Annotated in this window: 14 protein-coding genes; 6 read left to right on the forward strand and 8 right to left on the reverse strand. The window is 70.6% G+C overall.

From position 1 onward, the window contains the following. A partial coding sequence (locus tag GT042_RS24240; protein ID WP_161310848.1) for a helix-turn-helix domain-containing protein occupies positions 1–259 on the reverse strand: 259 nt, incomplete at its 3' end. Positions 260–391: 132 nt separating this feature from the next. On the opposite strand from GT042_RS24240, the gene GT042_RS24245 reads away from it, so the two are divergent. After that, positions 392–1,306: an NmrA family NAD(P)-binding protein gene (locus tag GT042_RS24245; protein ID WP_161310849.1), complete on the forward strand. Its 915-nt coding sequence runs from the start codon at positions 392–394 to the stop codon at positions 1,304–1,306. A gap of 64 nt (positions 1,307–1,370) precedes the next feature. Here GT042_RS24245 and GT042_RS24250 read toward each other — a convergent pair whose 3' ends face one another. Genes GT042_RS24250 through GT042_RS24260 form a run of 3 tightly spaced genes read right to left on the reverse strand, consistent with a single transcriptional unit; the run spans position 1,371 to position 2,616 of the window. After that, positions 1,371–1,571, reverse strand: a complete 201-nt coding sequence (locus tag GT042_RS24250) for a DUF397 domain-containing protein (protein WP_161310850.1) — start codon at positions 1,569–1,571, stop codon at positions 1,371–1,373. Next, on the reverse strand, positions 1,568–1,768 hold the full coding sequence (locus GT042_RS24255; protein WP_161310851.1) for a DUF397 domain-containing protein: 201 nt from the start codon (positions 1,766–1,768) through the stop codon (positions 1,568–1,570). The genes GT042_RS24250 and GT042_RS24255 overlap by 4 nt, the downstream gene beginning before the upstream one ends. After that, positions 1,765–2,616 carry a helix-turn-helix transcriptional regulator gene (locus tag GT042_RS24260; RefSeq protein WP_161310852.1) on the reverse strand — a complete coding sequence of 284 codons (852 nt, stop codon included), beginning with the start codon at positions 2,614–2,616 and terminating at the stop codon, positions 1,765–1,767. Before GT042_RS24260 ends, GT042_RS24255 begins: the two co-directional genes overlap by 4 nt. A gap of 143 nt (positions 2,617–2,759) precedes the next feature. Between GT042_RS24260 and GT042_RS24265 the strand changes: the two genes are divergently transcribed. Both GT042_RS24265 and GT042_RS24270 read left to right on the forward strand, forming a co-directional pair. Next, the gene (locus GT042_RS24265; protein ID WP_161310853.1) at positions 2,760–2,939 is read left to right on the forward strand and encodes a hypothetical protein; all 180 of its coding nucleotides are present in this window, start codon (positions 2,760–2,762) and stop codon (positions 2,937–2,939) included. Beyond that, positions 2,936–3,145, forward strand: coding sequence for a hypothetical protein (locus GT042_RS24270; RefSeq protein WP_161310854.1), 210 nt, complete (start codon positions 2,936–2,938; stop codon positions 3,143–3,145). Before GT042_RS24265 ends, GT042_RS24270 begins: the two co-directional genes overlap by 4 nt. A 118-nt stretch (positions 3,146–3,263) precedes the next feature. Here GT042_RS24270 and GT042_RS24275 read toward each other — a convergent pair whose 3' ends face one another. Next, entirely contained in the window at positions 3,264–4,268 is a 1,005-nt protein-coding gene (locus GT042_RS24275; RefSeq protein ID WP_161310855.1) for a hypothetical protein, read from the reverse strand. Between the two features lie 236 nt (positions 4,269–4,504). On the opposite strand from GT042_RS24275, the gene GT042_RS24280 reads away from it, so the two are divergent. Beyond that, the gene (locus tag GT042_RS24280) at positions 4,505–4,873 is read left to right on the forward strand and encodes a hypothetical protein (RefSeq protein WP_161310856.1); all 369 of its coding nucleotides are present in this window, start codon (positions 4,505–4,507) and stop codon (positions 4,871–4,873) included. 55 nt (positions 4,874–4,928) lie between these two features. Here GT042_RS24280 and GT042_RS24285 read toward each other — a convergent pair whose 3' ends face one another. After that, positions 4,929–5,636 (reverse strand): hypothetical protein, encoded by a 708-nt coding sequence (locus tag GT042_RS24285; RefSeq protein ID WP_161310857.1) that lies wholly within the window; start codon positions 5,634–5,636, stop codon positions 4,929–4,931. A gap of 203 nt (positions 5,637–5,839) precedes the next feature. Between GT042_RS24285 and gcl the strand changes: the two genes are divergently transcribed. Further along, a complete protein-coding gene (gcl, locus tag GT042_RS24290; RefSeq protein ID WP_237531122.1) occupies positions 5,840–7,618 on the forward strand; it encodes a glyoxylate carboligase in 1,779 nt (592 codons plus the stop codon). Positions 7,619–7,991: 373 nt separating this feature from the next. Here the strand turns inward: gcl and GT042_RS24295 are convergent, their stop codons facing one another. Together GT042_RS24295 and GT042_RS24300 are read right to left on the reverse strand one after the other, a co-directional pair. Next, positions 7,992–8,882, reverse strand: a complete 891-nt coding sequence (locus GT042_RS24295; RefSeq protein WP_161310858.1) for a 2-hydroxy-3-oxopropionate reductase — start codon at positions 8,880–8,882, stop codon at positions 7,992–7,994. Positions 8,883–8,969: 87 nt separating this feature from the next. Further along, entirely contained in the window at positions 8,970–9,791 is an 822-nt protein-coding gene (locus tag GT042_RS24300; RefSeq protein WP_161310859.1) for a TIM barrel protein, read from the reverse strand. Positions 9,792–10,028: 237 nt separating this feature from the next. On the opposite strand from GT042_RS24300, the gene GT042_RS24305 reads away from it, so the two are divergent. Continuing rightward, a partial coding sequence (locus GT042_RS24305; RefSeq protein WP_161310860.1) for a PhzF family phenazine biosynthesis protein occupies positions 10,029–10,335 on the forward strand: 307 nt, incomplete at its 3' end.

A 10,335-nucleotide genomic window follows, 5' to 3' on the forward strand; every position in this document is an offset into this window, starting at 1 on the left:
CCAGCAGAGCGGCCCGCGCGTCCGGCGCGTCGGCCAGCTCGCGGGCGCGGGCGCACAGGACCTCGATCCGCTCGTGGAACACCGCCTCCAGGAGGGCGCGGCGGCCGGGGAAGTGGCGGCGCACGGTGGCCGAACCGACCCCGGCGGTGCGGGCGATCTGTTCGAGGGAGGCGTCGGCGCCGTGCGCGGCGACCTCCTTCTCGGCCTCGGCGAGGATCCGCTCGTAGTTGCGGCGGGCGTCCGCGCGCTGAACGGCCATGGCGTCTCCTTCCGTGGGTTGCCCCGGTTCCTCGATTGCCTCGGTTGCTAAGTGGCGAGGCCCTCCGTATCGTACCGACTCGGAAACGGCGGGGCCCGCCGTTTATCCGCCACCCACCATCCGAGGAGACCCATGCCCACCTCATCCGCACCTGTCCTGGTCACCGGCGCCACCGGAAAGCAGGGTGGTGCGACGGCAAGTGCCCTGCTCGCGGCGGGTGTTCCGGTACGGGCTCTGGTCCGCGACCCGTCGACCGACCGGGCCAGGGCGGTCGAGGCGCGCGGCGCCGAGCTGGTCACGGGCGATCTCCGCGATCTCGACTCCGTGCGGCGGGCGGCCGAGGGGGCGCGGGGCGTCTTCTCGATCCAGATGCCCGACATGAACGATCTTCAGGGCGATTCCGAGTGGGTCCAGGGGCGCAACCTGATAGACGGCGCGCGGGACGCGGGGGTCGAGCAGTTCGTGCACACGTCCGTCTCCGGGGCGGGGCAGCACCGCACCGAGCCCGGCTGGGCGGAGGGCAGGTGGGCGTCGATGGAGCACTACTACGAAACCAAGTCGGGGCTCCAGGACCGGGTCCGCGAGGCGGGCTTCGCGCACTGGACGCTCCTCAAGCCGGCCTTCTTCATGGAGAACTTCCTCCCGCCGTCGTTCCTGCTCCCGAACGGCCCGAGGGGCGGTCTGGTGACGGTCATCAAGCCCACGACCGAGGTCGCCCTGGTCGCGGTCACCGACATCGGCGTGGCGGCGGCAGCGGCCTTCGCCGACCCGGAGCGGTTCGACGGCGTCGAGCTGGAACTGGCCAGTGACCGGCTGTCGATGACCCGGATCGCGGAGGTCCTCGCCGACGCGCTGGGCGTGGAGCTGACGGCTCCGTCGATGACGGCGGAGGAGGCGCTGGCGGCGGGCGGCCCGCCGTTCGGCGCGAGCCACGAGCGCATGAACGTGGTGGGCCACCCGGCCCGCCCCGAGTTCGCGAGCGCCCTCGGCCTCCCGCTCACCAGCTTCGCGGAGTGGGCGACGGAACACCTCCGCCCGGTCATCTGACCAAAGAACCGCCGCGAGCCTTCACCGAGTTGCCGGCGGGGGCTCCTTGCAGGGCGCATTGCGATCAGGCGAGGCCGCCGGTCTTCAGGCCGCTGAGAAATGCGGTCCAGGCGGGGGCAGCTACGGCAAGTGCGGGGCCGCTGGGCCGCTTGGAGTCACGTACGGGCACGGCGTCCCGGAACCGGTGCGCCACCTCGACGCAGTTGTTGTTCCCTCCGCTGTAGGAGGACTTGATCCAGTGTGTGCCTGGAGCGAAGCCGGTCACGTGAGGTTGCCGGTCTTCACGCAAGCGATGAATGCGGTCCAGGCACGGGCGGGCACGGCGAGTGCCGGGCCGGTGGGGCGCTTGGAGTCACGTACGGGCATGGTGGTGGGGAACCCGTGGGCCACCTCGACGCAGTCGCTATTTCCCCCGCTGTAGGAGGACTTGGTCCAGATGGGAGCAGGCGTGGTGTCGGTCATGTGAGTGAGTCCTTCGTTCTGGCGATGAGGTCGGCTGAATCGGCGAACGGAAGTGCCGCTGCGCGAAGTCTCTCGAACGCGGCGCTGTAGCTCGACACTTCTGCGGGCTCCTCGATGTAGAGCGCGCTGGTCAGCGACTCCACGTGGACGACGTCGAGGTCCGCAGTCTCGGGGAAACCCACCAGGGCGAAGCTGCCTGCCAGGCCCGGATGGGGCGGAGCGTCCAGCGGAAGCACCTGGATGGACACGTGTGGAAGCTCGGCGAGGTCGATCAGCCGTTGAAGCTGGTCCCGCATGACCTGCATGGGCGCGATCCGCGGGCGCAGCGCGGCCTCATGGATGATGGCCCAGAATTCCAGAGGCTCCGGGCGGGTGAGGACCGACTGCCGGGCCACCCGCACCTCTACCAGCGCGTTGACGCGGTCCTGCGGCGACGTCATGTTGATGGCGTCGATCGTGGCGCGGGCGTAGGCAGCGGTCTGGAGTAGCCCGGGAATCAACGTGGTCTGGTACGACCGCATGTTGCGGGCATCGGCCTCCAGCGAAATCAGATCCGCGTAGGCGGGCGAGATCGCGTCGCGATACGTCTGCCACCAGCCGCGCTTGCCACCGTCCTTGGCCAGGCCGTGCAGCGCCGCGCGCTTCGCCTCGTCCTCAAGGCCGTAGAGGTCCAGGAGAGCGGTGAGGTCGTCGGGTTTTACCCCGATGCGCGCGGTCTCGATACGACTCGTCTTCGCCGCGTTGAGGCTGGTGCGTTCTGCCACGTCGTCCAGCTTTAACCCGGCGGTCTCGCGCATGCGACGGAGTTCCGAGCCAAGTCGACGCTTGCGAACGGTCGGATCGCTCATGCGCCCCTCCTTCTTACAGATGACACGTCAGTTCATGGCGCTTGTGAAGCGCGGGGCAACAGCTTCGCAGCGGGTGATCGCATGCGGGGCATCGGAGGCGACGACTCATGTCCAATGAACGGCTTACCGGCGGAGCGGGCGGCTTGGCCGAACTCGTGGAGACGGTTCAGCACTGGGGTTTCTGGCGCTTACCGCCCGGCTGGCCGGATCCGCCCGACCTGCCTGACCTGTCCAACTGGCCCGGCGCGCCTGCCCGTACGTACGCGCCCCTGACAACCGACCTGCTGGAGCGGGTACTTCGCGGTCTGGAGGAGCTGTCGTGACGACGGGAAGCGAGGGACGCAGGCGTCTGACCCGCCTGATGGACGCGTTCGGTTCGGACGGCACGCTAGTCGTCCCGAAGTACGACCCCGGCGCGGACGGCGCCGACCTGGTTCCCGGCTCAGCCCTCCGCTGGCCCCCCTGCGCGTGCGGCGATCCGGTGCTGTGCCCCGACTACGTACCACCCGAATCGCCGACCGGGACGTGAGAACGCCGTACCCATCGAACTCCCGCGCCGCCTACGCCGAGAGGCGGGACCGTGCGCGGGCAGGGCGGGTGGCGCCGAGGTCGGGTCCTGGCGTCACCCGCTACCAAGTGACCTTGGATCACTGCATGTTCTGTACGTGCGGATGGTCGTAGGCAGCCGCGCACACGTACAGCTGGAGGCTGTAGCCGCGGCCGATCGTGAGCTGCGTGGACTCGGCCGGGCCGAGGAAGTGCAGGCCCGTGTAATCAGCGTCCTCGGACGGCCGCCAGCTCTCGCTCCCGCCGTCCCACTCGCTGCCGTCGATGGTGAGCAGCGGCCGCACGCCGGAACCGCACGCGGGGCACGCCATCGGGAAGGGGTCGGAGAAGCTCCACGGAGCGTGTCCGCCCACCTTGCAGCCCGGCGCGACGCTGAGGTCGTACTGGTAGGCGACGTCATGCGCGTCCTCCCACGCCTCGACGCGCTCCGCCAGTTCCTTGGCCAGCTCGTGCGGGGCCGGGTACTCGGTGACCGTCTCGGGGTGCAGTACGCACGGGTCCGGCAAGTAGTCCGCGTTGCCGATCACCGACGGCTGCGGGGCCGCGTCGAGCGGGTCGGTGATGTCGGCGGCGGTACGCCACCGCACCTCGGTCCGGGGCAGGTGGTCCTCGTCGTGGTCGAACGGGCACCACAACAGCTGGAGCAGGTCGGCGCCGTCCGGGCGCGGCAGACCGGGCACGTCCCCGGCGTAGAGCTGGGCCACCGGCACCATCGGAAGCGGGCCGTCCTGCGAGATCAGCGCACTCTCGCCGATGCGGTCGATCGTGGCGCGTTCGTCCGCGCTCAGCAGGTCCGTGCCCTCCTCTCGGGGGCGACGCCACGCCCGGGCGACGATCCGCCGCCGTAGCCGTACGTCCTCGGGTGCGATCCCGAGGAGCCGTGGCCCACCGTGCTCCGGACAGGTGGGCCACGGTTCCCCCGCCGGCCACCACAGCGGACCGCCGATCGAACTGTCCGTGGTCGCGGGCGCGCCCGCGCGGGGGTGCAGCCGTACCGCGGTGCGGGCGAGCGGCGCGAGTTCGGGGAAGTGCGCGGCGATGTCGACCGGCCGGGGCGGAGTGGTCCGCAGAGTGGTACGGGGCATGCACGCGAGGCTATGCCCTGCGGGACCGGATGATCTGGCAAGGCGCTCTTCGCGACTCGCGCCCACCGGACGCCGCCTCCGCGCCTTGACGAAGTGGATCGCCGGCCTCCCAACACCCCAGGAATCACAGCCGAGTTCCGGAGTGGGCCGGGATACACTCCGATGCGCTCAGTGATCATCGAATACGCGCGCGTGTTCACGAGTGAGGCGCCGGGGGGGCGTTGGGGGGATGTGTGATGGCCGGTAACAGGACCACGGGCTCGTCGCCGGAGGTGGCGTGGACGCGGAAGGCGTGGGTGTTGATCATTGGCGCGGGGATCGTGTCGGCTCTCGCGCTCGTGTTCCACGTTCAGGGCTGGGGATCGATGCCCGGCAACTCCTGTGGGGGGAAGGGGAGATACAGCCCGCCGTGCCCCGAAGGTACGACTCCGATTCTTCTCCTCGCTTTTCTCTTCACAGTTGTCGGGTACGGCCTCGGGATGTTCGCCTTCAGTGGTTCCGGTTCGGTCCGGTTCGGTCGGCGGGCCGCAGTCGTACTGGCGGTCGGCGCGGCCGTCGGGGCGTGGCCGGGATGGCTGGCCGCGGACTGGATGCTGGGGTCGTAGAGCCGCTCGCCGGTCCGGCCGGGACTCGGAGCGGGCCCCGCCCCGAGCCGCCCGACTACCCGCCCGTCGCCACCAGTTCGTCCGCCGGGTCGTTCACCGGCTGTGGCGCGCCCGTGAGGTCCATGACGAACAGCGGGACGCCCAGGGTGTCGGCGCGGGCTCGGGCGTCGGTCGCGTAGCCCGCCAGGGCGAAGAAGACGCCCACCACCGACGCGTTCAGGCCGTTGAGCCACAGGCACTCGACCGCCCGCAGTGAGGCCGGGGAAGTCGTCGGGTCGACCTGGGCGACCACGTCCGGGCCGCGCAGGTCGATGCCGGACGCGGGCTGTTCCGCCGCCTGGACCACGCCCTGGAAGCCCAGCCACCGTAAGTAGAGCGCGGCCCCCGTCACCACGTCCCGTGCGGTACGGATCGTCAGCGGGCGGAAGGTGGGGCGCGGGGGTGGCGGTGCCCCGGTGGGTGGGGGTTTCGCCGGTCCGGCCGCGCGCCCCGGCGGGCCGCCCGCCTCCCGTACCGGGATCCGCAGCACCGAGCCGCACGGGCAGCCCAGCTCCGGCCGCGGCCAGTGGTCCTGCCGCCCGCACGCCGTGCACCGCACCCGTACCCACTCGTCCGTCCACGTGCGGTGCGTCACCGGCTCCGCCGGGGCGCCCCGCAGAAGTGGTGGCTCGACCGGCGCCCCGCACGCGCACGGATACACCGTCGGCACAAAGGCGTGGCTCCGGCTACAGGCCGGGCAGCGGACCGGAACGCTCTCTGCCATCAGAACCCCCTTCGAACACGCACCGCGGCCCATCGTCCACCACCGGCGGGGCCGGGGGGCGGACTTCGCCCATCCCTTGACGCGGTAGCGGGGCCCGCCTAAATTTGATTCCGTATAGCAGAACTAAACTTTCGCATTACGGAATTGGCGCTCTCAGGTGGCGCGACAGGGCCCGAATCCGCCAGCCGAAGCAGGAGCACTCCATGCCTCGAATGACCGCTGCCCGAGCCGCAGTTGAGATCCTCAAGCGCGAAGGCGTGACCAACGCGTTCGGTGTGCCGGGCGCCGCCATCAACCCGTTCTACGCCGCCCTCAAAGCCGCCGGCGGGGTCCGGCACACGCTGGCCCGCCACGTCGAGGGCGCCTCGCACATGGCCGAGGGCTACACCAGGACCCACCCGGGCAACATCGGCGTCTGCATCGGTACGTCGGGACCCGCCGGTACGGACATGATCACCGGCCTCTACTCGGCGACCGGCGACTCCGTCCCGATCCTGTGCATCACGGGGCAGGCGCCCCGGGCGGTGATCCTCAAGGAGGACTTCCAGGCCGTCGACATCGCGTCGATCGCCGAGCCCGTCACCAAGGCCGCGACCACGGTGATGGAGGCCGCGCAGGTCCCCGGCGTCTTCCAGCAGGCTTTCCACCTCATGCGGTCGGGCCGCCCCGGGCCCGTCCTCATCGACCTGCCGATCGACGTCCAGCTGACGGAGATCGAGTTCGACCCGGAGACGTACGAGCCGCTGCCGGCCTTCAAGCCCGCCGCGACCCGCGCCCAGGTCGAGAAGGCCGTCGCACTGCTGAACGAGTCGGAGCGCCCGCTGATCGTCGCCGGTGGCGGCATCATCAACGCCGACGCGTCCGAGCTGCTGGTCGAGTTCGCCGAGCTGACCGGCATCCCGGTCGTGCCCACCCTGATGGGCTGGGGCATCATCGCCGACGACCACGAGCTGAACGCCGGCATGGTGGGCCTCCAGACCTCGCACCGCTACGGCAACGCGACGTTCCTGGAGTCGGACTTCGTCCTCGGCATCGGCAACCGCTGGGCCAACCGCCACACCGGCAAGCTCGATGTCTACACGCGGGGGCGGAAGTTCGTCCACGTCGACATCGAACCCACCCAGATCGGCAAGATCTTCGCGCCGGACTACGGGATCGCCTCCGACGCCAAGGCCGCGCTCGAACTCTTCGTGACGGTGGCCAGGGAGCTCAAGGCGGCGGGTCAACTGCCCGACCGCGCCGCGTGGGCCGCCTCCGCCCAGGAGCGCAAGGCCACGCTGCACCGCCGTACCCACTTCGACAACGTGCCGCTCAAGCCGCAGCGCGTGTACGAGGAGATGAACCGCGCCTTCGGCCCCGAGACCCGGTACGTCACCACCATCGGCCTCTCCCAGATCGCGGGCGCGCAGATGCTGCACGTCTACCGGCCGCGCCACTGGATCAACTGCGGCCAGGCGGGCCCCCTCGGCTGGACGATCCCGGCCGCGCTCGGTGTCGCCGTCGCCGACCCGGAGGCGACCGTGGTCGCGCTCTCCGGCGACTACGACTTCCAGTTCATGCTCGAAGAGCTGGCGGTCGGCGCGCAGCACAAGATCCCGTACGTGCATGTGCTGGTGAACAACGCCTACTTGGGCCTGATCCGGCAGGCGCAGCGCAACTTCGACATCGACTTCGAGGTCAACCTCGAGTTCGAGAACATCAACTCGCCCGAGCTGGGCGTCTACGGCGTCGACCACGTCAAGGTCGCCGAGGGTCTCGGCTGCAAGGCCATCCGGGTCACCGAGCCCGACCAGCTGCTGCCGGCCTTCGAGGAGGCCAAGAAGCTGGCTGCGGAGTTCCGGGTGCCGGTGGTGGTCGAGGCGATCCTGGAGCGCGTCACCAACATCTCGATGAGCGGCAGCGACATCGCCAGCGTCAACGAGTTCGAGGACCTGGCCACCGAGCCGTGGCACGCGCCGACGGAGATCCTGCCGCTGAGTTGAGCCCGGACGCCGAGGGGGAACGGCAGGAGGGGGCGGGGTGGGGAGTACGGAATCCGTACTCCCCACCCCGCCCCCTCCGTTGTGCCGGGAGACATGCCCGGGGACATGCGAGGACCGCGACGGCGGGGCCACCGCACTGGCTCGCCCGCCGTCGCGGTCCGCATGCTGTCCGGCCCGCCGGTCACCCCTGACAAGGGCCGGCGGGCCGGACGGAGGCACCGGAGCTGGTCTGCCGTCAGCTCCGGCGCGTGGTCGGGAAGTTGGTGAAGAAGGACAAGAGAGGGGTCCGGGCGGCGGCAGCGCCTGGGCGCGACAAGGACAGGTGTCAGCGCTGCCGCAGCCCGGGTTCAGGGGCGGTGCCAGGAAGGGGAGTTCACACCTGGTCACCGGAGAGGCGCTCCACGGAGCGCAGGAGGGCGGAGTGGTCGAGGCCGCCGTCGCCCTGCGCGCGCAGGGAGGCGACGAGTTGGGCCACCACGGCCCCGACGGGCAGCGCCGCGCCGACGTTGCGGGCGGCGTCGGTGACGATGCCCATGTCCTTGTGGTGCAGGTCGATGCGGAAGCCGGGCTTGAAGTCGCGGTTGAGGAAGTTGTCCTTCTTCCGCGTCAGTACGGTCGAGCCGGCCAGGCCGCCGTTCAGGACGTCCAGCGCGGCGGCCAGGTCCACCCCGGACTTCTCCAGGAAGACCACGGCCTCGGCGCACGCCTGGATGTTGACCGCGACGATCAGTTGGTTGGCGGCCTTCACCGTCTGCCCCGAACCGTGCGGACCGCACAGCACGATGGTCTTGCCGAGGGCTTCCAGTACGGGCCTGGCCTCGTCGAAGTCGGCCTGTTCGCCGCCGACCATGATGGACAGGACCGCCTCGATCGCCCCCGCCTCCCCGCCGGAGACCGGCGCGTCGAGCACCCGTACCCCGGCGTCCGCGGCGTTCTTGGCCAGGTCCACCGAGGTCTGCGGGGTGATCGACGACATGTCGATCAGCAGGGCGCCCCGCCTGGCGTGCGCCAGGATGCCGGCCTCGCCGTACGCGATGGCCTCCACCTGCGGCGAGGCCGGAACCATGGTGATCACGACGTCGGCGTCCCCGACCGCCTCGGCGATCGACCCGGCGGCCGTGCCGCCCGCGGCGGCGAGCCGGTCCAGCTTGTCCTGCTCCAGCGTGAACCCGGTCACCGAGTAACCGGCCTTGATCAGGTTCTCGGACATGGGGGAGCCCATGATGCCGAGTCCGATCCACGCGATCTTGGGGAGCTTACTCATTGCGGGGGCCTCTTTCGACACACGTACGTCAGAAGGTCGGGTGCATCAGATGGTCAGGCGCATCAGATGATCGGGTGCATCAGATGGTCAGGGGGCGAGCCAGCCGAACGCCTCGGCGCTCGGACGGTCGCCGGGCTTGTACTCCAGGCCGACCCAGCCGTCGTAACCGGCCTTCCGCAGCCGGCCGAGGAGCTCCTCCAGCGGCAGCGATCCGGTGCCCGGCGCGCCACGGCCCGGGTTGTCCGCGATCTGCACGTGGCCGGTCCTGTCGGCGTACGAGTCGATGACCGCGGCCAGGTCCTCGCCGTTCATTGACAGGTGGTAGAGATCGAGCAGGAACGCCGCGTTCCCGAGGCCGGTGGCCGCGTTGACCCGTTCCACGACCTCGATCGCGGCGGGCGCGCTCACCAGCGGGTAGAGAGGGGACTCCGGCTTGTTGAGCGCCTCGATCAGCAGGGTCGCCCCGACCCGGTCGGCCGCGCGGGCGGCCAGCACGAGGTTGTCCAGGGCCAGGGTGTCCTGGAGGTGCGGATCGACGCCTTCGACGCGGTTGCCGTACAGCGCGTTGAGCGCCGTGCAGCCCACGGAGGCGGCGAAGTCGGCGGCGACGTCCACGTTGGCGCGGAAGCGCTCGGCCTCCACACCCGGTACGGACACCGCGCCGCGGTCGGGTCCCGGCAGCTGTCCGGCATAGAAGTTCAGCCCGACCAGCCGGGTGCCCGCGTCGTCGAGCGCCTTCTTGAGCGCGTCCAGCTCGGCCTGCGGCGGTGTGGGGGTGTCGATCCAGGGCCACCACAGCTCGACCGCGCCGAAGCCCGCGGCCGCGGCGGCGGCCGGACGCTCCAGGAGCGGGAGTTCCGTGAAGAGGATGGACAGGTTCACATCGAAGCGCTGCTCGGAGTAACTCATGAGGGGCCAGGCGCTCCTTCCGTATTGCGGAAGTTATTTTCTGCTTGATGGAAGCCTGCCCGGGAGGCTCGGGGCCTGTCAAGTGCCGTTTCGGTAATTCCTCGGCCGCCGCCCGGTCCCGTCCGGTCCACCGGGGTCCGATTGGCCCCGGACAGGGCGGCCGGGGCTCCCTAACGTCGGCGCCGGGAGCCGCCCGTGCGCTCCCCGCACAACTCGTGATCCCTGGAGGGACGTCCTGTGTCCGTCGGTTACCGCCACGTCGACGTGTTCGCCACCGGCCCGTACACCGGCAACAGCCTGGCGGTCTTCGGCGCCGACGGCGACCTTCCGGGCCGTACGACCGCCGGACAGCTGCTCGCGATCACGCAGGAGGTACGGCACTTCGAGTCGGTCTTCCTCGCCCCGCCCGACGCGGCGGGGGCGGTCGGGGCCCGGGTCTTCGACCTCTTCGGGGAGCTGGACTTCGCCGGGCATCCCGTCCTCGGCGCGGCGGCCGTCCTCCACGAGCGGTCGGGCGCCGCCGGGCCGCGCCGCTGGACCTTCC

It is taken from the genome of Streptomyces sp. SID3212 (genome assembly GCF_009865405.1).
Classification (GTDB): Bacteria; Actinomycetota; Actinomycetes; order Streptomycetales; family Streptomycetaceae; genus Streptomyces.

Bases quoted from the DNA above. Each gene is read 5' to 3' on its own strand.
- GT042_RS24245 (WP_161310849.1), top strand. From the start codon at position 392: ATGCCCACCTCATCCGCACCTGTCCTGGTCACCGGCGCCACCGGAAAG.
- GT042_RS24255 (WP_161310851.1), bottom strand. From the start codon at position 1,768: ATGACCGACACCACGCCTGCTCCCATCTGGACCAAGTCCTCCTACAGC.
- GT042_RS24260 (WP_161310852.1), bottom strand. From the start codon at position 2,616: ATGAGCGATCCGACCGTTCGCAAGCGTCGACTTGGCTCGGAACTCCGT.
- GT042_RS24275 (WP_161310855.1), bottom strand. From the start codon at position 4,268: ATGCCCCGTACCACTCTGCGGACCACTCCGCCCCGGCCGGTCGACATC.
- GT042_RS24280 (WP_161310856.1), top strand. From the start codon at position 4,505: ATGGCCGGTAACAGGACCACGGGCTCGTCGCCGGAGGTGGCGTGGACG.
- GT042_RS24285 (WP_161310857.1), bottom strand. From the start codon at position 5,636: ATGGCAGAGAGCGTTCCGGTCCGCTGCCCGGCCTGTAGCCGGAGCCAC.
- gcl (WP_237531122.1), top strand. From the start codon at position 5,840: ATGCCTCGAATGACCGCTGCCCGAGCCGCAGTTGAGATCCTCAAGCGC.
- GT042_RS24295 (WP_161310858.1), bottom strand. From the start codon at position 8,882: ATGAGTAAGCTCCCCAAGATCGCGTGGATCGGACTCGGCATCATGGGC.
- GT042_RS24300 (WP_161310859.1), bottom strand. From the start codon at position 9,791: ATGAGTTACTCCGAGCAGCGCTTCGATGTGAACCTGTCCATCCTCTTC.